Annotated in this window: 16 protein-coding genes; 3 read left to right on the top strand and 13 right to left on the bottom strand. The window is 48.6% G+C overall.

Annotated elements, in window-relative coordinates; all coding sequences use genetic code 11:
• Positions 1–84 precede the first annotated feature (84 nt).
• A complete protein-coding gene (locus M0415_RS15220; protein ID WP_249556430.1) occupies positions 85–2,055 on the top strand; it encodes a hypothetical protein in 1,971 nt (656 codons plus the stop codon).
• Positions 2,056–2,233: 178 nt separating this feature from the next.
• On the opposite strand, the gene M0415_RS15215 is transcribed toward M0415_RS15220, so the two are convergent.
• The 13 genes from M0415_RS15215 to M0415_RS15155 form a co-directional block, all read right to left on the bottom strand.
• Positions 2,234–3,817 (bottom strand): methyl-accepting chemotaxis protein, encoded by a 1,584-nt coding sequence (locus M0415_RS15215; protein ID WP_220056773.1) that lies wholly within the window; start codon positions 3,815–3,817, stop codon positions 2,234–2,236.
• A 407-nt stretch (positions 3,818–4,224) separates the two neighbouring features.
• Positions 4,225–5,208, bottom strand: a complete 984-nt coding sequence (locus tag M0415_RS15210) for a formate dehydrogenase subunit gamma (RefSeq protein ID WP_249556429.1) — start codon at positions 5,206–5,208, stop codon at positions 4,225–4,227.
• A 76-nt stretch (positions 5,209–5,284) separates the two neighbouring features.
• Positions 5,285–5,854, bottom strand: coding sequence for a formate dehydrogenase FDH3 subunit beta (gene fdh3B / locus M0415_RS15205; RefSeq protein ID WP_011627524.1), 570 nt, complete (start codon positions 5,852–5,854; stop codon positions 5,285–5,287).
• Between the two features lie 29 nt (positions 5,855–5,883).
• Entirely contained in the window at positions 5,884–8,736 is a 2,853-nt protein-coding gene (locus M0415_RS15200) for a molybdopterin-dependent oxidoreductase (protein WP_011718643.1), read from the bottom strand.
• 17 nt (positions 8,737–8,753) lie between these two features.
• The gene (locus M0415_RS15195; protein WP_011624444.1) at positions 8,754–8,954 is read right to left on the bottom strand and encodes a twin-arginine translocation signal domain-containing protein; all 201 of its coding nucleotides are present in this window, start codon (positions 8,952–8,954) and stop codon (positions 8,754–8,756) included.
• 381 nt (positions 8,955–9,335) lie between these two features.
• Positions 9,336–10,364, bottom strand: coding sequence for a formate dehydrogenase subunit gamma (locus M0415_RS15190; RefSeq protein ID WP_011624443.1), 1,029 nt, complete (start codon positions 10,362–10,364; stop codon positions 9,336–9,338).
• A gap of 49 nt (positions 10,365–10,413) precedes the next feature.
• Positions 10,414–11,010 carry a formate dehydrogenase FDH3 subunit beta gene (gene fdh3B / locus M0415_RS15185; protein ID WP_007651894.1) on the bottom strand — a complete coding sequence of 199 codons (597 nt, stop codon included), beginning with the start codon at positions 11,008–11,010 and terminating at the stop codon, positions 10,414–10,416.
• A gap of 26 nt (positions 11,011–11,036) precedes the next feature.
• A complete protein-coding gene (locus M0415_RS15180) occupies positions 11,037–13,889 on the bottom strand; it encodes a molybdopterin-dependent oxidoreductase (RefSeq protein ID WP_249556633.1) in 2,853 nt (950 codons plus the stop codon).
• Between the two features lie 17 nt (positions 13,890–13,906).
• Positions 13,907–14,104, bottom strand: a complete 198-nt coding sequence (locus M0415_RS15175; protein ID WP_249556428.1) for a twin-arginine translocation signal domain-containing protein — start codon at positions 14,102–14,104, stop codon at positions 13,907–13,909.
• Between the two features lie 167 nt (positions 14,105–14,271).
• Entirely contained in the window at positions 14,272–14,949 is a 678-nt protein-coding gene (locus tag M0415_RS15170) for a TorD/DmsD family molecular chaperone (protein WP_249556427.1), read from the bottom strand.
• 10 nt (positions 14,950–14,959) lie between these two features.
• Entirely contained in the window at positions 14,960–16,621 is a 1,662-nt protein-coding gene (locus M0415_RS15165) for a 4Fe-4S binding protein (protein ID WP_249556632.1), read from the bottom strand.
• Between the two features lie 186 nt (positions 16,622–16,807).
• A complete protein-coding gene (locus M0415_RS15160; RefSeq protein WP_249556426.1) occupies positions 16,808–17,476 on the bottom strand; it encodes a DUF3306 domain-containing protein in 669 nt (222 codons plus the stop codon).
• Complete coding sequence (locus tag M0415_RS15155) at positions 17,476–17,940, bottom strand: DUF3305 domain-containing protein (protein ID WP_039976978.1); 465 nt, start codon at positions 17,938–17,940, stop codon at positions 17,476–17,478. Before M0415_RS15155 ends, M0415_RS15160 begins: the two co-directional genes overlap by 1 nt.
• Positions 17,941–18,236: 296 nt before the next feature.
• Here M0415_RS15155 and M0415_RS15150 point away from each other — a divergent pair, with 296 nt between their 5' ends.
• A complete protein-coding gene (locus tag M0415_RS15150) occupies positions 18,237–19,133 on the top strand; it encodes a formate dehydrogenase accessory sulfurtransferase FdhD (protein ID WP_249556425.1) in 897 nt (298 codons plus the stop codon).
• Positions 19,134–19,189: 56 nt separating this feature from the next.
• Positions 19,190–20,095 carry a substrate-binding domain-containing protein gene (locus tag M0415_RS15145; protein WP_011718636.1) on the top strand — a complete coding sequence of 302 codons (906 nt, stop codon included), beginning with the start codon at positions 19,190–19,192 and terminating at the stop codon, positions 20,093–20,095.
• The last annotated feature ends 564 nt before the right edge of the window (positions 20,096–20,659 follow it).

The raw sequence follows: 20,659 nt of genomic DNA, 5'->3' as shown, positions 1-20,659 counted from the left end.
TACTTGTTGTTAACTTTAATTAATTCGGTAAAGTAGCAGGCAAATTAAAAATATGATCTGTTTTTGCTAGTTTAGGGAACGAATATGACCGCAAAAGGAATCTGTCTATTACTTGGCAGCACTCTAGTCTTATCTGCTTGTGGCGGTGGAGGTGGCGACTCTACAACGCCCACATCACCGACCAATCCTCCTCCGACAACAACTTTTAAAGTTGCTGATTACCCAACGGAAGTTGCTGTCACTTCGCTATCGTTAGCGGAGAGTGTTTTGCAGGTTGGTTTTTTTGCTAATGACATCTTACGCAACTTCGATATCGAGGCTAATGGCGCTGAAAAGTCTTGCTCTAACGGCGGTTTAGCGACGATTGAGTTGATTGATAACGATGACTCAAAAGGCATTTCTGTCGGCGATAGTCTTAATATGTCCTATCGTGATTGCTACATTCAAGCACTCGACAGTACTGTGAATGGCGAAGGTTCATTAACGCTATCTGAATATCAACAGGGCACTAAGACAAAGGGGTCAATTGATATTTCTAATCTGCAGGTTAATGGAGATGATAACTTCAATTTGGTTGGTCAAATGTTGTTCGAAAATAACATTTCGCCGCAGCAAAGACAGTTGAACATTCAAAGCAAAAGCACTGTCAAATTAATTGTAAATAGTAATTCGGCGTTAAGTTTTACCAATCTCTCTATAACGAGAGTGGAAAACTTTTCCGATGCAACTTATGCGATTAGTGGTAAAGGCCAGATTTCGGTCGCACAATTTAATAATGGCTTTGGTTTTGAGTTTACTAAACCATTGAAAGGACATTTTAACGAATTTCCCCATGAAGGCTCGATTGTCGCCAGCACATCAGCTCAGGACTCAGTTCAAATGACGAGTAACTTCGTTACTGACTCAAAAATGCTCAATGTGAATACTGCCAAAGAAGCTTACATGGTTTATTGGAGTCAAATTGTTGAGGGAAGTTTGTGGCATCTTGAAGGTGGAAAATCCAACTCATCATTTGAGTTCCGCTCTGACAACTTTAACTATGTTGGCATGATTGAAGATCAGGATTTACAAGCATTTCCTGTATCCGGTGGGACGATTCGATTACTCATGTCACGCCCTATCAAAGACCAAGTTTACGAAAGTTCTTTTGATGAGGATTCATGGCCATACCGAAAAGTTGCAGCCAAAATTAGCGTGAATGGTGCGATATTAAACATCACGCCAGAGACAGATTTAAAGGCGAATACGGTATATCGCTTTAATGGTGTTTTGCTTGAAAGCAAATTCGGTGCAGTGGCGAATACCATGTGGTCTGAACGTTTTAAAACCAGCGATGCAATCATTATCGATGTGGCTGCAAGTAGCTATTTATATAAAGCCAACGACACGCCAAAGCTCGATGCTTCACAAACCGTCATGAATAAAGGTAGTGCGCTGACATTTAAGTGGGTAGATGTGAATAATGTCGGCATTGTTTTTTCAAATCCGACTAGTGCCAAGACAGGTTTTACCGTTCCAAATGAAGTGACATCTGATGTCGCGATAAAGTTAGAGGTTTCTAATGGACAGGGATACCAAGTATTCCGAACTTTAACGATGCACTATTATGCTGGCAGTGACACATTCATGCACTATGTGAGTCCGCAAGGTGACTACATTGGTGGTGGGAAAACAGTGATTATGGATTCGAGCTGTGCAGTGTTCACGCCAACGAATTACGACAACAGCTTAAATGCAATCACTTTATCTATTGACGGAAATACTTGGTGGAGCTTTGATATTGCTGCACCCGCTGGCGAAAACCTGCAAGTGAAGAAATATATCAATGCTACTCGTTATCCGTTTCAAGGCCCCTTGACGGCAGGTTTGTCATTTACGGGTGATGGCCGTGGCTGCAATCAAAGTATCGGAGATTTTGAGGTGCTTGAGTTGAGTTATAATGCTGATAAATCTGTCAAATCTCTAGCAGTTAACTTTAATCAGCGTTGTGAAAATACCATGCCGCCTTTAAATGGAGTGATTCGTTATCACTCTTCGGTGGGAATTAACCACTAATCGATTATGAAGGCACCTTAGGGTGCCTTTATTTTTTTGATGTATCTAATGGCTCATTATGAATGAAGTGTATGAGTGAGAGATTGTGATGTTGTCATTAATATATGTTCAGCCCTTAATCAAAAATGGCCTAACATCTTGCGATATTAGGCCATTGTAACGACTTAGCTGACTCGAATTAGAGTCTAAAATGCGAGACTACGCCTGTTAACTGTTCCTTGGTGGCGGCCAAAGAGGTCGCGCTATTGAGGGTCGCTTTACCACTTTGATTTAACTCTTCAACCATTTCGCGAATGGTATTCAAGTTACGATTAATCTCTTCACTCACTGCGCTTTGTTCTTCGGCGGCGGTTGCGATTTGATTGCTCAATCCATTGATATCAAATACATAGGTGGTCAATGTCTCAAGGCTTTCGGTGACCAGCGTGGTGGTGTCCGCTGCGTCTTGGCAACTCTGTTTAGTCTCATCCATCGCATTCACGGCGCTGTTAGCACCCGTGCGCAGGCGTTCTAACATTTGATTGATTTCGGCCGTGCTCGCCTGAGTGCGAGCGGCGAGGGCGCGTACTTCGTCGGCGACGACGGCAAAGCCGCGACCCTGTTCACCTGCGCGGGCGGCTTCGATGGCGGCGTTAAGGGCGAGTAAGTTGGTTTGGTCGGCGATATCTCCAATCACATCTAAGATGGTGGCGATATGGCGGGTGTTTTCATTCATTTCCGCTATGGTGTGAGCGGCAGTGTCTACTTTACCAACCAAGGCGACGACGGTGTTTGCCGCCTGTTCGACAGCTTTTTTCGACTTATCTGCCTGTTCATTTGCCTGTTGGGTAAAGCGTGCGGCGGAGGCGGCATCACCAGCCACGTTATGGGCTGTTGCACTCATTTCGGTCATGGCCGTAACCACTTGGTCGGTTTCTACCGCGTGGGTTTGCAATGCATGGCTATTGGCATTGGACTGCACATTCAGCTGCCCAATTTGATCCGACATATGTTCAGAGGCCTGGGCAATATCGGAAATCATATGGCGCAAGTGGTCAATCACTCGGTCTAGATCGGCGCCAAGCGCGCAGAGTTCATTTTGACCACTGATTTGAGTCTTCTGGGTGAGATCGCCTGCGGCAAGGTGTTCTACAACCCGCTTGATTTGATTAACGATATTGACCAAACGTCTGCTCATAAACAGGGCGCTTAGTAAAGAAGCGACTATGGCGATCAGGATTAAACCAAGGAGCAAAGCCTCGGTGGCATTGACTTTGTCTTCGGCCTGTTTGCCTAGTTCATGGTTGCGTTGAGTGATCAATTTGACTAATTGATTGATCTCATTGCTCACTTTGGGCCCAAGTGCACCACGTTCTGGCGTGAGTTCAGGTTCGGTGCCCGTTTGTTTGGCGAAGGCTAACTCCTGCTGATAGAGACGCACATATTGCTCGATTTGTGGCAATAGCGTGCGGATCGTTCTGGCATCTTGCCCCATAAAATCGGTGTTAAATTCTGCGAGTTGCTCGACAAGCTGCCGCACATTGCGTTGCTGCAAGCTGATGGCGTCGCTGTTATGGACTAAGGTGGCTAAGCGCAACTCGAAGAAGGCTTCACGCACATTGGTGAAGGTTTCGGCGAGCTTGGTATTGTTGACGAGTCGACTGCTTGTGTTATTGAGTTCAGCAAAGCCCCGATAGGAGGAAATGCCGATAATGATCAATAAAATACTCGCAAACACTGATGGCAGCGCCGTCAATGTGCTGGTTTTTGCATTGTTAAACATGGTGGCCTACTGGGGTATCAATCAAGAAGGGGTGTAATTAAATTACACATTGAGGCCATTTTAACGCTTGGATTTCACTCGTCGCAAGGCGATATTTTGGACGTAATATCCATAACACTATGTTTTTAAATATGTTGTTTTTAGTGTGTTAACTATGGATGGCGTACTGGTTGCTAGGTGTTATGTAAGTTAAATTCATTTAATTTGCAGGTTATTGATTTTATTGCGGAAGTGGTTTTGCGAGCGAGTGCGCTTCTACAGTGCATTAACAGGCCAAACAGCCATTGTGAAGCGGATCGCAAAAGTCACAAATGTTTTAAGTTGTATCGTTAACATTTGTCTGTGCGTTCAAAATAAAACACCCCAGCAGTCGCCCTGCTAGGGTGTTTAATCAGTCAGCGAATCGCTTACTCTTTATATTTGAGTGTGCCGTTGGCTTTGATTTCGTCGTACCACAGGTTGTGGTGTTGGGTTGCCCAGTTTTCGTCACAATAACCAGACACCATACACTCCATACCGCCTTCAGACATTACCGTTGCCATGAAGATATGCACGATAGAGAAGGCGCAGATCACGATGGCGCTCACTGAGTGCAATACCAGCGCGATTAAGCTTAAGGTGCGGCTTGGTTCGAAAAGATTTGGGAACAGTAACAACATGCCTGAGGCAGAAATCACTAATCCAAACAGGGCGAAGGCCCAGAACCACATTTTCTCACCGGCGTTAGCAAAACCTGCGTCAGGGTGCTTACCTTTGAAGGGACCAAAGTTGATGTAACCGCCAACAACGAGGAACCACTTCACATCGTACATTTTTGGCAGCTGGTTTTTCGCCCATAACACTGTCATCAATGCCCAGCCGATCATGAACGGAATCGCCATCACATCGTGGATTTGCTTAGCGCCATAGACTATGGCTTCCCAGATGTCTTCGCCCAACCAAGGTTGGAAGAAGAAACGACCCGCTAACAAAGTTAAGCCCGTTAAAATCAACATTAAGCACGGGATTGCGCCTAACCAGTGGATTGAAACGTCAAACTTTGACCAGCGATACACTAGCTTGCCCGAAAAACCATGGTGTAGCTTGGAGATGCCGTTCACCTTGATAAATAAGACAAAGATAATGATCATGCCGAATAACGCCGCCATTAAGGCCGGCGCTAACCAGTCGCTACGCAGCTCCAGCACGCGCAGATCATAGGTATTGATCGGTTGTGCGTGGAACTCGCTTTGGGAGGTAGTGTATCCCGTGGCGCCGTCCTTCAGCTGTGCCCAAATTTGGGCATCAGAGGCTTGAGGTTGGAGCGCCTGTTCATCACCACCATTGGCTAGACACACGGCACTAAACAGCAGTGCTATGGCTAAACCTATGTGTTTGAACCATTTGTTCATCATACATCCTCTCTCGCTTAGTGGCGCCTGCTCGCAGGCGCCAAGCTAAGTCTGTGGACAGATCCTGTGACCTGAATTAATTCCAAGCCGCGTTTTTAGCGCCACGGTAAGCCACACGCTCACGGAAGATGCTAGAAACCACTTCTGCATCACCCGCTAACAGGGCCTTAGTCGCACATAGTTCTGCGCACATTGGCAGTTTGCCTTCGGCAATACGATTTGAACCGTACTTCTGGCGCTCTGCCTCTGAGTGGTTTTCTTCTGGGCCACCGGCACAGAAGGTACATTTATCCATTTTACCGCGGCTACCAAAGGCACCTTTTTTCGGGAACTGTGGTGCGCCAAATGGACAGGCGTACAAGCAGTAACCGCAACCAATACAGGCATCTTTGTTGTGTAGCACAATGCCGTCTTCGGTTCTGTAGAAGCAGTTTGCTGGGCAAACCGCCATACATGGCGCGTCTGAGCAATGCATACAGGCGACTGAGATTGAAGCTTCACCGGGTTGACCATCATTGATAGTCACCACGCGGCGGCGTTGGATACCCCACTCGAGAGCGGAATCGTTTTCGTTTTTACATGCGGTGACACAGCCGTTACATTCGATGCAGCGCTTGGTATCACACAAAAATTTCATTGTAGCCATAGTGGCAATTCTCCTAGCTTAAGCTGCACTTACGCTTTAACGATCTGACAGAGCGACGCTTTGGTTTCCTGCATTTGAGTCACAGGGTCATAACCATAGGTCAGTGCCGTGTTAGCGGATTCACCGATAACGTAAGGCACAGTGCCCTCAGGATAGTTAGGCGCTAAGCTTTCACCGTGCATCACACCCGCAAAGTGGTATGGCATAAAGGTCACACCTGGTTTAACGCGTGGCGTTACCAGAGCTTGTACTTTAATGCGGCCACCTTCGGCGCCCTCTAACCACACAAACTCACCGTTGCGGATACCGCGGTCGGCTGCGTCACCTGGGTTGATTTCAACAAACATTTCCTGTTGAAGCTCAGCCAGCCATGGGTTAGAGCGAGATTCTTCACCACCACCTTCGTATTCCACTAAACGACCAGAGGTCAGTACCAGTGGATACTTGCCACTGAAGTCTTTCTCTTGGATTGACTTGTACAGTGTTGGCAGACGATGAACTTGCATATCGTCGTAGGTTGGGTATTTAGCCACTAAGTCACGGCGTGCTGTGTATAACGGCTCGCGGTGAACTGGCACTTGGTCTGGGAAAGTCCAAACAATACAACGGGCTTTAGCGTTACCAAATGGAATACAACCGTGCTTGATAGCTACGCGCACGATACCGCCTGATAAGTCGGTCTTCCAGTTGCGGCCTTCTGCTTCGGCTTTTTCTTCCGCAGTCAGGTCATCCCACCAACCGAGTTGCTTCAGCAGCTTATCGGTAAATTCTGGGTAACCGTCTTGGATCTCGGCGCCTTTAGAGAAAGAGCCTTCAGCCAGCAGGTTTTTACCATTGTATTCAACGCCATAACGAGCGCGGAAGTTACCGCCGCCGTCTTTAACGTGTTTGGATTGGTTATACAGAATTTGGGTACCAGGGTGTTTAGCTTCTGGTGTGCCCCAACATGGCCAAGGTAAACCGTAGGTTTCGCCCTTCGCTGGGCCGCCGGCGGCTTCGAGCGTTTTGTTGCTGAAAGTGCCCCAGTTTTGGGTGTGCAGCTTGATACGCTCAGGGCTTTGGCCTGTCATACCGATGGTCCACATGCCGCGGTTGATTTCGCGGGTGATCTCTTCGATAACCGGTAAGCCGTTTTCTTTGGCGATGCGTTTAGTGTACTGCTCGGCGATACCGAGTTTTTGCGCTAAACGGTACATGATTTCGATGTCGGTTTTTGACTCGAATAAAGGTTGGATAACTTGCTCACGCCATTGGATAGAACGGCCTGAGTTAGACACTGAACCTTGAGTTTCAAACTGAGTCGCAGCAGGTAACAGATACACGCCATTCTTACGACGGTGCATAACACCCGCCATGGTTGGGAATGGGTCGACAACTACTACTGTGTCCATCTTGTCTAAGGCATCACGCACTTCACGTTGACGGGTTTCAGTGTTGACCGATTGACCCCAGAAGAAGGCCATACGGATGTTGTCTTTCTGCGCCAGCTTGCTCTTGTCTTCTAACACGCCATCGTGCCAGCGAGAACAAGGAATACCTGGGGTAGTCATTGGATCTTTGCCTAAGTAGGCGTTTTGATCGAAGCGGCTCTTCACCCACTCCATATCCAGATCCCACACATGGGTCCAGTGAGTCCAAGCGGCTGAGGTTAAACCATAGTAACCTGGCAGGTTGTCGAACAGCAGACCTAAGTCAGTCGCGCCTTGTACGTTGTCGTGGCCACGGAAAATGTTAGTACCGCCGCCAGAAACGCCCATGTTGCCTAAGGCTAATTGCAGAATACAGTAAGCACGGGTGTTAGCGTTACCGACGTGGTGCTGAGTACCACCCATACACCAAATCACAGTACCTGGACGATTTTCTGCCATCAGTTTTGCGGCTTGATAAACCACTTCTTCGCTCACGCCAGTGATATCCGCCACTTCTTTAGGTGGGAATTTTTTCACTTCTTCGCGGATGGTTTCCATCTCGAATACGCGTTGTTGGATAAAGGTTTTATCTTCCCAACCGTTTTCGAAAATGTGCCATAACATACCGTAGATAAAGGGAATGTCGGTACCTGGACGAATCGCGCAGTGCAGATCTGAGTGCGCCGCAGTGCGAGAGAAACGTGGGTCAACAACGATGATTTTCGCGTTGTTTTTCTCTTTGGCGATCAGAATGTGTTGCATTGATACTGGATGCGCTTCCGCTGGGTTTGCCCCGATTAGGAAGATGGCATTGGCATTCTGAATGTCGTTGAAAGAGTTAGTTTGCGCACCGTAACCCCAAGTGTTAGCAACACCGGCTACCGTGGTAGAGTGACAAATACGAGCAGAGTGGTCGACGTTGTTTGTGCCCCACATGGCCGCCAGTTTGCGGTACATATAGCAGCCTTCGTTAGAGAACTTAGCGCTACCCATGAAGTACACAGAGTCTGGGCCAGATTCTTTACGAATGTTGAGCATTTGGTCGCCCACTTCGTTAATCGCATCTTCCCAAGAGATTTTTTTCCACTTGCCATCAACCAATTTCATTGGGTATTTCAGGCGTTTTTCACCGTGGCCATGCTCACGCAGTGCAGCACCTTTCGCGCAGTGACCGCCGGCATTGAATGGGTGATCGAATGCAGGTTCTTGACCTGTCCACACACCATTTTGCACTTCGGCATACAGACCACAACCCACTGCACAGGCACTACAAATCGTACGTTTAACTTCTATCGGCGCGTCGTGTGGTACATCTTTGGCTTCTGCGCGGCGCATCATGCCAGTACCCATTAGAGAAGCGGCTGCGATACCACCAGTAGTAATACCTGCTTGCTTCATAAATTGACGACGGCTAATGCCTAACGTCGGTTTGTCGGCCACTTGGGCGACATCGGACTTGCGAGTTAACTTCATCGCTGACTTCTCCTAGATTAGCTACGCAGGCTATCGTAATAGCTGATAATGTGCGCAGTTTCGTGGTAACCCTTAGGCTCTTTGGTTGTTACCTTGCTGCTCTCGCTGGCTTGGGCTGCGCTCATGCCGGTAGCGGCAATTGCGGCGCCGGCAACGCTGCCAACGGTGAGTGCTTTAAGCAAAGAACGGCGAGATAAATCGCTAGGTTGTTGCTTCATGCTGACTCCTGAATGAGGGGTTATGGTTCTTGGATGGCGCGACTTTTCGAGGGGTTTAACTTGTTATCAAAAAGTGAAGATTAGAGGTGGAAAAGATAATGAAATCATCTTGCTTGCCGTTAATCATCGCGCGTGAGGGCAATATAGTAGGAAAAGATTGAGTAGGATTTGATCTAGAACAGTTTGCTGCCGGACAGGCAGGCGCGCTGATGCAAAAGCGTTAACTCGCTCATGGTTTCAGCACTTGTGTGAGCACGCAAAAATGGGTCAATTTTCGGATAAAAATGAAACGCTTGTTAATGGTTTGTTTTTTTTGGCTCTAGGTAAAAAAACACCCCGCTGTGCGAGGTGTTTTTATCGGGGTAAAGCTTTAGGCTTTAGTTAGTCTTTATAACGCAGACTGCCGTTGGCTTTGATTTCGTCATACCATAAATTGTGATGCTGGATTGCCCAGTTTTCATCACAATAGCCTGACTTCATACACTCCATACCGCCTTCACTGAGTACGGTCGCCATCCAGATATGCACTATGGTAAAGGCAATCAGGATAACGGCACTGATCGAGTGGATCAGCAGCGCGCCCATCGAGGCTTCACGGGGCAGGTCTAAGCCGGGTAATACCAACATGATGCCAGACACACTGATAAACAGCCCGAATAGGGTCAGTGTCCAGAACCACATTTTTTCACCGGCGTTAGCAAAACCACTGTCAGGGTGTTTGCCTTTGAATGGGCCAAAGTTGATATAGCCACCGACTACCAAGAACCACTTAAGATCGTACATCTTAAAGGTTTGTAGCGGCATCCATTTCACCACGCAGACAATCCACGCCATGATGAAAATCGGACCAGCCCAGTCGTGCACGGTTTTACTGCCGTAGATCAGCGGTGCCCAGATGTCCGGCCCTAGCAGCTCTTGCACAACATGCTTACCGAGCATAATGGTTAAGCCGGTAAACATCAGCGTGAGACAGCTGATGGCCATGATCCAGTGGATCCAAAGATCCGCCTTAGACCAACGTGCCACCATCTTGCCTGAAAAGCCGTGGCTGAGTCTTGAAGGACCATTCACCAGGTAAAACAGTAAGAAAGCGCCAAACACCCCCGTTACAGCCAAGGCCATAATCGGGGTGATGTATTGGTTTCTCAGTTCTTTACCTTGGTTGCCGGCAACGTTAATCAACACCCCAGTTTCGACCCCTTTGGCTGTGGTATAGCCGGTTTCACCCGACTTTACCGCGCGCCACAGATCGGCTTCGCTGGTTTGCGCTTTCGCCTGTTGTTGACTCGATTGCTGATCACTTGCCTGTACTGGGCTTGCGCTCATTACTGAACCTAGGCCCAATCCCATCACGAGTACCATCAGAGCAAACAGACTGCGCAGTGATTTGTTTAACTGTTTGTTTAACATTTTCACTCCTTGCCAGAGGTTAGGGATGACTCCCTAACCTTCACTCTGCTTAGTTAATCTCACCGGTCTTTGGGTTGTAGCCCCAAATCACGTTAGGATTGCCTCGAGAGGCCATACGTTGACGGTAGATGTTTGATACCACTTCCGCATCACCCGCAAGCAGCGCTTTGGTTGAACAAAGCTCAGCACACATAGGTAGCTTGCCTTCAGCAATACGGTTTGCACCGTATTTCTTGTGCTCGGCTTCGGAGAAGGTTTCTTCTGGGCCACCGGCACAGAAAGTACACTTGTCCATTTTACCGCGGCTACCGAAGGCGGTTTTCTTCGGAAATTGTGGTGCACCAAACGGACAGGCATAGAAGCAGTAGCCACAACCGATACAGGTATCTTTGTTGTGTAGCACAATGCCATCGTCGGTACGGTAGAAACAATCTGCCGGACATACGGCCATGCAAGGAGCGTCGGTACAGTGCATACATGCTACTGAAATCGATGCTTCACCCGGTTGACCATCGTTAATCGTCACCACGCGGCGACGTTGAATACCCCACTCAAGCGCGGAGTCGTTTTCGTTTTTACATGCTGTGACGCAGCCGTTACACTCGATGCAGCGTTTGGTGTCACACAAAAATTTCATGACTGCCATAATGGCTTATCTCCTCATCAAGTAGGTTAGGCTTTGCTAACTTGGCAAAGGCTGGACTTAGTTTCTTGCATCTGAGTCACAACGTCATAGCCGTAAGTTAAAATGGTGTTTGCCGATTCACCTTGTACATAAGGTACTGTACCTTCTGGGTAATTCTTCGCGAGGTTTTCACCTTCGAAGATACCGGCGAAGTGGTATGGCATAAAACATTCACCCGGAACAACCCGTGGTGTCACCATTGCCTTCACTGTGATCTTGGCGCCTTCAGGGCTATGAACAAAGACATTGTCACCGTCACGGATACCACGGTCAGCAGCGTCTGCCGGGTTCATTTCGATAAACATTTCTTGTTGTAGCTCGGCCAACCAAGGGTTAGAACGAGATTCTTCACCACCACCTTCGTATTCCACTAAACGACCCGAGGTCAGTGTCAGTGGGAAGCCTTGGGTAAAGTCCTTATCCTGAATTGACTTATACAGCGTCGGTAGACGAGCAACCATACGGTCTTCGTAGGTTGGGTATTTAGCGACTAAGTCACGACGAGGAGTGTAGAGTGGCTCGCGGTGCAGCGGGATATCGTCTGGGAAAGTCCACACGATACAACGTGCCTTCGCGTTACCGAAAGGAATACAGCCGTGCTTGATTGCAACACGTTGGATACCGCCAGACAGGTCTGTCTTCCAGTTTTTGCCTTCGGCCAGTTTCTTCTCGTCTTCGGTTAAGTCATCCCACCAACCCAATTGCTTGAGCATGTCGGCGGTAAACTCAGGATAACCATCTTGAATTTCACTACCTTTAGAGAATGAACCGTCGGCAAGAATGCTGACGCCATTGTGTTCAACACCATAACGGGCACGGAAAGTACCGCCGCCGTCTTTCACTTCTTTAGATTGATCGTAAAGAATTTGGGTACCAGGGTGTTTCATTTCTGGTGTACCCCAGCATGGCCAAGGTAAGCCGTAAACTTCACCTTTAGCTGGGCCGCCCGGGGCGGTCAGGCTGTTTACATCGAAGGTGCCCCAGTTTTCTTGGTGCATTTTCAAACGTTCTGGGCTTTGACCTGTGTAACCTACGGTCCACATACCTTTGTTGAACTCGCGAGTCACATCTTCGATCAATGGCTCTTCGCCATTCACTTGGATGTGCTTACAGAATTCTTTTTCGATACCCAGCTTTTTCGCCAGTTTGTACATGATCACGTGGTCAGGCAGAGACTCAAACAGTGGCTCGATGACTTTAGAGCGCCATTGAATCGAACGGTTAGTGGCAGACACTGAGCCGTAGGTTTCAAATTGGGTCGCCGCTGGGAGCAGATATACCCCATCTTTACGCTGGTGCATTACACCTGCCATGGTTGGGATTGGGTCGACAACGACCACAGTATCTAACTTGTTCAGCGCTTCACGCACTTCACGGCCACGGGTTTCGGTGTTAACTGATTGACCCCAGAAGAACGCCAGACGGATATTGTCCTTCTGCGCGATCTTGGTTTTATCTTCTAGTACACCGTCGTGCCAGCGAGAGCAGGGGATACCCGTTGAGGTTTGTGGCGTTTGACCTAAGTATTCGCCTTGGTCGAAACGGCCAGCAACCCATTTAGGATCTAAGTCCCAAACGCCAGACCAGTGCGCCCAGGCGCCTGAGGTTAAGCCGTAGTAACCGGGTAAGTTATCGAATAACAAACCAAAGTCGGTTGCACCTTGCACGTTATCGTGGCCACGGAAAATGTTGGTACCGCCGCCAGACACGCCCATGTTGCCCAGTGCTAACTGTAAAATACAGTATGAACGGGTGTTGGCGTTACCGACGTGGTGCTGAGTACCACCCATACACCATACGATGGTGCCTGGTTTGGTTTCGGCTAACATTTTAGCGATACGGTACATTTGCGCCTTAGGCACACCAGCAACGTGTTCGACTTCTTCAGGGGTATATTTTTTCACTTCCTCGCGAATACGTTCCATGCCGTAAACACGTTGATTGATGAACTCTTTATCTTCCCAGCCGTTTTCAAAAATGTGCCATAACAGACCATAGATGAAGGGAATGTCGGTACCTGGGCGGATATGCACGTACTCGTCAGACTTGGCTGCAGTACGGGTGAAACGTGGGTCAACAACGATGATCTTAGCGTCGCGTTCTTTTGCCACCAGAATGTGTTGCATGGCGACAGGGTGTGCTTCACTTGGGTTTGAACCCACGAACATGATGCACTTAGAGTTGCGGATATCGTTTAACGAGTTGGTTTGCGCACCGTAGCCCCAAGTGTTAGCAACACCGGCTACCGTGGTAGAGTGACAAATACGGGCTGAGTGGTCGACGTTGTTTGTGCCCCACAGTGCCGCGAGTTTGCGATATAAATAAGCCTGTTCATTAGAAAACTTAGCACTACCCATAAAGTAGATAGAGTCTGGACCCGATTCTTGACGAATCGCAGTCATTTTATCGCCCACTTCATTGATGGCTTGATCCCAGGAGATCTTTTTCCACTTACCGCCTTCTAACTTCATTGGGTATTTCAGGCGTTTTTCACCGTGGCCGTGTTCACGCAGTGCAGCCCCTTTCGCGCAGTGGCCGCCTTGGTTAAATGGATGATCGAACGCGGGTTCTTGACCTGTCCACACACCGTTTTGCACTTCAGCATAGATACCACAACCCACAGCGCAGTGAGAGCAAATGGTACGTTTGACTTCAGTCGGTGCATTATGGGGGATATGTTCCTGCGCCTGTGCTTTACGCATCATACCTGTGCCCAGCATTGAAGCTGCTGCAATTCCACCAGTGGCAAGACCTGCCGATTTTAAGAATTGGCGACGATTAAGACCTAGAGCGGCCACTTTGGGCTCAACAACTTGGTCTGTTTTGCGGGTTAATCGCATCACACACTCTCCTCTGGTTAGTTGTTCAACGACGCATAGTAGTTGCGGATATGGTCGGTTTCACGGTAGTTGTCACTTTGTGGGGTGACAGGGGCAACGGTTGGGGTCGCGGCTAATGCCTGACTACTAACAGTCGCTACCGCGCCAGCCGCACTGCCGAGTGCCAATGCTTTGAGCAATTGACGACGGCCCATGTCGGAAGCTTGCTTCTTCATAGTGTCTCCTTGTGTTACTGGATGAGGTGATGCATACCACGACCACCTCGGTTACTGTGGAAGCCTAAGCTTCCTTTTTGTGGCAAAGGTGAACCTTAAGTCCACCTTTGCCTATCAAACTAAAACGCGATAGGCACTGAATCTGCGTATCGCCAACCGTTTTAAGTTTAGTTCATTAATTCCACTTGTTTTTCTAAATCGCTGGCGGCGGGTTGTAGCTCCGCACTGCCGGGGCAATTGACGGGAATGTCTAAACTCAGTTGTTCAAATTCGGTGGCTTCCATCTCGAAAAATGCCTTCGCAAGATGGGCAACTGTGGCATAAAACGCCGCGCTTGGGGCTTTGCTGACGGCGTCGCAGAAGCGCTGAATCCAACTGCCGATGTGGCGTTGATAGAATGCCAATTGACGGTAGCCTGGCGCTTCTAGGATCAAGATGCCCATAACTTCGCACAGTGCGGCCACATGATCCTCGGGTTCTTTGACGTTTTCTTCACGTTCAAAACCGAGTTGCATTAAGTCTTGGCGCAGCAGAGCTAAAGGCTTATCCATCAGTGAGCCCGTCATAAACCAGCTGCCATAGGGCAGAATTTCGCCACAACCCACACCGAGGAACAGGGCAAAATACTCATCTTCTAATTGTTCACTGCTGAACTGCTGGGCGGCCAATTGCAGGGATAACCAAGCCTTGGTCATCTCATTGTCTTCATTGGCATCGATTTCAAGATTGGCCAAAAATTGCAGCAGCTCAGGGTTTGGATGGCGACGCAACAGGGCGGCCAACAGTTGATAGATATCGGCTCTCAACTGATCGTTTTCTGATACTTGTCTTACTGATTCGGTCATAGCGGATCTCTTATCGCAGTTGCTTTTCAGGATCTTGAAGAATGTCTTCAAACATGTCTTTTACCCGGCAATCGCCACACATTTTCAGCCGTTCAATATTGGCTGAGAATGCGCTGTGCGCGCCGACCATATCCAGCATCCGATGCACCATAGATTGGGTCGCAAAAGGAGAGCCGCAGCGAATACATTCGAATGGGGCTTCTTCTTTCAGGGTTTGTAATTGCTGACGAGCAGCTTTATCAAAGTTAATTTGTGGCGTCAGGCTGATGACCTTTTCAGGGCACGCCGCCTCACATAAGCCACATTGAACACAGTTTTGCTCAATAAAGTGTAGTGCAGGTTTGTCGCCACCATCTTGCAATGCCATGGTGGGGCAAATCGCCACGCAGGACATACACAGAGTACATTTCTCGACATTGACGCTGACTTTGCCGTAGGGAACGTTGTTGATACTTAAACTACTGTTGATTTCACCTGCCTGGCTGTTCAGATGGTCAATCGCGTCAAACAAGGTGTTACGTTTAGTGGTCGATGCAAAAGCGCCCGGCACAATCACTGGCCAATCGAGGCTGATATCGAGCAGCGGCTCCAAATTCGTTAGCATGCTTGGGTCGATAAGGCTCAGGCGCTGCGGTTGGCCGATTTCATCTAACATGCTGTTGGCTAAAGCGAGTTCCCCTTTCAACATTTGCGTGAGTGTGGGAGCTGTCGCCTCGGTATTGAGAATTAACACTTGGCGTGCGCCCCAAGCCAAAGCCGCTAACCAATGGTCAATGCTGGCAACGGTGATTTCTTCTAGGGCAACGGGGAGCACATCCCCGGCTAAGTCGTCCCCTATCAAGCTTGCGCCAACCGCGTTGTCGTGGAACAGGATCACGGGGGCGGTTTGGGCTTGCTCACGGTAACGGTTGATAATCTTATTCAGGTAAGAATGCAGTGCCTGTGGCGTCGGTAAGTCGTAACCAATTGCACCTGTCGGGCAGGCACTCGCACAGCTACCTGCGCCGTGGCAGAGGTAAGGGTCGACCTCAATTTTCTTGGCAACACTGCTAATCGCATCGGCGGGGCAGAAGTTGAGGCAGCGGTTACAGCCGTTGATGCCATTACGGTCATGGGCGCATAAGTCGGCATTGATTTTAACGTAACGGGGTTTATCAAACTGGCCCACCAATTCAGGGAGTTGCTCCAGCGCATCGGCCAGTTTGGCTTCGTCTTGACCGACATAGAAATAGCCCGGCGGCAGCATCTCTAAATTCAGGCAAGGTGTGCTGCTTAAATCGAGGATCAAATCGAAATGAGGTTTACGAATGGCGACAACACTCAATTCCGCCGCGCCATTTTGATGCTCAACGCTGACTTGGAATTGACCTAAAAATCCTTTAATGCCAATGAGTCTGTTGTAGTAGCTTTCGACATCCGTCGCCGCAGCCATCACCTGTTCAAGGTGGGTTTCATCTTGGCTGGTAATCGCTTCGTTAGCCAAAATCACACGGCTCGCCATAGTGGACAATTTGTCCGCCGCGAGGCGTGCCAGATCCTCTGGGCCAATAATTAGCACTGTGCCTTCAGTGGTGTAGCTCACTGTTGGCGGGATCAGATTCTGTAAAATCTGCGTTTGGGCTAACACATTTTGCCGCGCTTGTTTTAGCGCAAGCTGGGTTTGATTGGTCATCAAATGAGTGCTCACATTGCGTTCCTGAACAGTACTTTGGCTGCTCTTTTATAGCTGTTTTGCTGCAGATTTAGGCGGTAATTTGAGACTAAGTCCTTGCCTTTTCTGCTTTTATCTAAGTTTTTATCCCTTAGTACAGCAATTCACATACCAAAGTTATGGACATAAAAATTAGCTAAACTGACATTAAACAACTGGCTTTTGCATCTGAGCGGCAGGCTCTGGTGCATTTTGGGGTAGGTCATCAGTCTCCCCATCCAAATTGTCCGTGATCTGAGTGTTTGCTAATTCGGTTTCGACATCACTGTTTTTTGATTCCATTGCATTTTCTGTATTCACCACCGCATCGCTAGGGATTGAGGTCGGATCTTCGTCTGACTCTTCATTCTCTTTGGTGATAAAACGGAATACTTTTTGGGCTAACTCAGCAGATACCTCAGGCGTCAGCTTGGGCTGATTGCTGTAGTCGAGCGCATATTCCAAAAGACCATCTATCTCATTGAAATGGGGCTGTTTCCACAATGCGCGCAGCGCCGCCGTTTTGGCCGCGGGGTCAACATTGGCTCCCATAAACTTAGCAAAGCTGCCGCCAATCTCAATTTCTTCGGGATTGGGCAACTCTTCCGCGGTGAGGAGGCGGTTGGGATCCTCATCGGTTTGTGGGAAGGTATTCTGAGGTTCAGAAGTCGGCGCGGCAGGCTCAACCACAGTGGGCTCAGTTGTGGTATTTAAGTTTGCTTCCGCGGTTTTTTCGGCCGTTTGAGCTGCAAGTGCGGCTTCTTCGGCGGCGACCTGCTCACGGCGCTGGCTCCAACGGCTAAAAAAGCCGTTAGCCTTTGGGGTTGAGTCAGCCATTAGTCCCTCCGCAGTGGGTCGTGGCTAGGGCCTTGGTTTTTACGGTGGTCGACATGCTTGCGGCGATATGCGGCGATTTCAACTTCGCCGTATTGGGTGATAAAGGCTTCAATCCAGCAGGCGATCGCCTCTGGCATCAGCATGTTGATAACGGGGGTGTTGCCTTCAAGGCAGCCTGCCGCCACGTTTTGATCTGCCGAGAGTAACGCGGGTACCCAAGTGCCGTCTGCCATTTCATCGCAGACCAAGTACAGCATGGCATTATCCATGTCGAGGTTGATGCGATAACTGGCGCGTTCATCTTTGTGCAGTTCTAGCAGTACTAAGGTTGCGCCTTCGGGGGCTTCGTGGGTGGCGGGCAGTAGATGATCGATTTCCCATTGTACTGAGGTCCAACGACCCATTTGTTTCTCTACTTTTTTGAGCGAAACGTACATTGGCCAAACACTAGTGGTATGTTGCATTGTCTCTCCGTTTCAGCCGAGAGGGGCGAACCTGAGCGAACGGTTCTCTTTCCCCTACTGATTGCGATAAAAGGTCACTGCAATATTAATGCCATTAAACAGGGGGTATTTGTTTGAGGTGGATCATCAAAATAAGGGTAAATTTAGGACATTTTGTCTAATGAGTCATTTTGTCTGGGACATTTACGCCCACTGGAATATTCATAATTGCGACGGATCACGCATTTAGCCCAGAGTTTCATACCTAGGTATAAATATTGCTATGCTGATGCCATCACACGTAAAGCGGTAACATTATGATTTCTGATAATAGTTCTAATATTGCTCAGCAAGCACAGCCGAATGACCCTCCATCGCCAGCGAAACCAGCCTTCACTTTTGTGAAAACCCAGGCTGAAGTGCCGTTAACGATTGCCGTCAAAGCCGTAGACGAATCGGGTGAAGTGATCGATAAGCATGTTGCCTGTGAGCGACCTTTAACGGTTTACCTGAACTGGCGTCCGATTGTGACCCTGATGACCTTAGGAGCTAAACCCGAGTCGCTTGCGTTAGGCTATCTTAAAAATCAAGGCTTTATTTCCGATGTTAGCCAGTTGGACTCAGTGATTGTCGATTGGGATGTGAACTCCGCCGCCGTGTTAACCCGCGAGCAAACTGCCGATATCGAGCAAAAATTATCAGAAAAAACCGTGACTTCAGGCTGTGGCCAAGGGACAGTTTATGGCAGTTTTATGCAGGATTTAGATGATATCCAGCTGCCCACGCCAAGTCTTAAGCAAAGTACGCTCTACAGTTTGCTTAAAAATATCAATGAATATAATGACACTTATAAGAATGCCGGCGCTGTTCATGGCTGTGGTGTTTGCGAGAACGACCAAATTCTTGCCTTCGTAGAAGATGTAGGGCGCCACAATGCCGTGGACACCTTAGCGGGTGATATGTGGTTGGCTCAGGATCGGGGCGATAACAAGATTTTCTATACCACGGGGCGACTCACTTCGGAGATGGTGATCAAGGTTGCCAAAATGGGGATCCCCGTATTGCTATCGCGCAGTGGCGTGACGCAAATGGGGCTAGAGCTTGCGCAGCAGCTGGGCATCACCATTATTGCCCGGGCGAAAGGGCGCCACTTTTTGATCTATCACGGTAGTGAAAATATTGAATTTGATGCGAATACCACTGCTGGCAAATAAGCTGCTCACGATGGTATCGGTTGAATTTAGAAGAGATAGGACGACAAGGACATAAGATGACATCCGCCAGTGAATTGATTTACATGAGCGCGAAGCAGGTTGCTGAGTATTTAGATCTAAACGAGAAGAAAGTCTACGCTATGGCGAATGACCGAATTCTGCCTGCAACGAAAATCACCGGTAAATGGCTATTCCCTAAGGTGTTAATTGACCGTTGGGTGATGGACTCCTGCCACAGCGGTATGTTAACCGACCGGCTCTTGATCACTGGCAGTGATGATCCCCTGCTTTCTATGTTAGTGGCGCGCTTGATGGCACAGGTGGGTAGCCGTGAACTGATCAGTTACAGCGCAACGGGCTCGCGCCTCGGGTTAGAGCTATTAGCAAAGGGCTATGCCGACGTTTGTACCCTGCACTGGGGTAGCATGGAGGATAGGAATATCCGTCATCCAGCCTTACTTAAAGGTTATCAAAACCACCAACAATGGATCATGGTGCATGGTTATTCCCGCCAGCAAGGCTTGATCATGCGTACCGATATGCACCACAGATGCCAAGAAGAGGATAAGGTACTCACCTTACCCTGGCGTTGGGTCAGTCGCCAAGGTGGCGCTGGTAGTCAGCAACATCTAGAACAATGGCTATTAAAGCAAGGGGCACGTTTAGATCAACTCAATGTGGTGCTAACGGCCTATAGCGAACGTGAACTTGCAGGATATATCGCGCGGGGTGATGCCGACATAGGTTTCGGTTGCCAATCCGTTGCCTTAGAGAGCGGCTTAAGCTTCGTGCCACTCGTTAAAGAGTCCTTCGACTTTGTGATGCCGCAAAGCATTTACTTTCGCAGACAACTGCAACAGCTCTTTACTATGTTGAGTAGCGGGCATACGCGCCAAATGGCCTCGTTATTAGGTGGGTACGATCTTACCGATTGCGGCCAGTTACTGTGGAGTGCTAACTAACACCACAAGTAAGCGCGCGTTGCGCGACCTTGTACTTTATATAGCTATATAAGTATAAGGTCGCGACTTCCTCTATTTAGCTTTTCCATCCTCATTGCCGAATTTCATCTTTATTCCTTCTTTAATATTGCAACCATGCGTCTGTATTGAGTGATAAATCGTTTCTCTTAGCGATTTTGAGCGGCACTCAGCGGTGATAAATACAGCGATTGTGGATAACTCTGGGTATAACTCGTGGGTAGCTTGTGCCTAGATTGGGTGTAAAAAGGCATTTGAAAAATAATGCAAAAAACTTCAAAAAAGCCCTTGCACAAAAAGTTCTGCTGCCTATAATGCGCATCCACTGACACGGCAGACAGCGAAAGCGAATCCGGTATCAGTGCGAATCGAATGCAAAATGTGCAGTTGATTCGAAAGCGGCAAGAAGTTTGCAAAAACGCCTTGACGCGACTCGGGAAATGCGTAGAATACGCAGCCCTGACCCGCTGAGCGGTAACGCGAAGTAGATGGTCAAATGCTCTTTAACAATCTAAACAAGAAATCTGTGTGGACACTCACAGGTGT

The sequence above is a fragment of the Shewanella sp. 10B genome, from assembly GCF_023475885.1.
GTDB classification, from domain to species: Bacteria; Pseudomonadota; Gammaproteobacteria; order Enterobacterales; family Shewanellaceae; genus Shewanella; species Shewanella mangrovisoli.
This window is presented reverse-complemented; position numbering and strand designations above follow the sequence as displayed.

Excerpts from the sequence above, each read along its gene's own strand:
- M0415_RS15220 (WP_249556430.1), top strand. The coding sequence starts at position 85 with ATGACCGCAAAAGGAATCTGTCTATTACTTGGCAGCACTCTAGTCTTA.
- M0415_RS15155 (WP_039976978.1), bottom strand. The coding sequence starts at position 17,940 with ATGCAACATACCACTAGTGTTTGGCCAATGTACGTTTCGCTCAAAAAA.
- M0415_RS15150 (WP_249556425.1), top strand. The coding sequence starts at position 18,237 with ATGATTTCTGATAATAGTTCTAATATTGCTCAGCAAGCACAGCCGAAT.
- M0415_RS15200 (WP_011718643.1), bottom strand. The coding sequence starts at position 8,736 with ATGAAGTTAACTCGCAAGTCCGATGTCGCCCAAGTGGCCGACAAACCG.
- M0415_RS15210 (WP_249556429.1), bottom strand. The coding sequence starts at position 5,208 with ATGAACAAATGGTTCAAACACATAGGTTTAGCCATAGCACTGCTGTTT.
- fdh3B (WP_011627524.1), bottom strand. The coding sequence starts at position 5,854 with ATGGCTACAATGAAATTTTTGTGTGATACCAAGCGCTGCATCGAATGT.
- M0415_RS15215 (WP_220056773.1), bottom strand. The coding sequence starts at position 3,817 with ATGTTTAACAATGCAAAAACCAGCACATTGACGGCGCTGCCATCAGTG.
- M0415_RS15160 (WP_249556426.1), bottom strand. The coding sequence starts at position 17,476 with ATGGCTGACTCAACCCCAAAGGCTAACGGCTTTTTTAGCCGTTGGAGC.
- M0415_RS15195 (WP_011624444.1), bottom strand. The coding sequence starts at position 8,954 with ATGAAGCAACAACCTAGCGATTTATCTCGCCGTTCTTTGCTTAAAGCA.
- M0415_RS15175 (WP_249556428.1), bottom strand. The coding sequence starts at position 14,104 with ATGAAGAAGCAAGCTTCCGACATGGGCCGTCGTCAATTGCTCAAAGCA.
- M0415_RS15180 (WP_249556633.1), bottom strand. The coding sequence starts at position 13,889 with ATGCGATTAACCCGCAAAACAGACCAAGTTGTTGAGCCCAAAGTGGCC.
- M0415_RS15170 (WP_249556427.1), bottom strand. The coding sequence starts at position 14,949 with ATGACCGAATCAGTAAGACAAGTATCAGAAAACGATCAGTTGAGAGCC.
- M0415_RS15145 (WP_011718636.1), top strand. The coding sequence starts at position 19,190 with ATGACATCCGCCAGTGAATTGATTTACATGAGCGCGAAGCAGGTTGCT.
- M0415_RS15190 (WP_011624443.1), bottom strand. The coding sequence starts at position 10,364 with ATGTTAAACAAACAGTTAAACAAATCACTGCGCAGTCTGTTTGCTCTG.
- fdh3B (WP_007651894.1), bottom strand. The coding sequence starts at position 11,010 with ATGGCAGTCATGAAATTTTTGTGTGACACCAAACGCTGCATCGAGTGT.
- M0415_RS15165 (WP_249556632.1), bottom strand. The coding sequence starts at position 16,621 with ATGACCAATCAAACCCAGCTTGCGCTAAAACAAGCGCGGCAAAATGTG.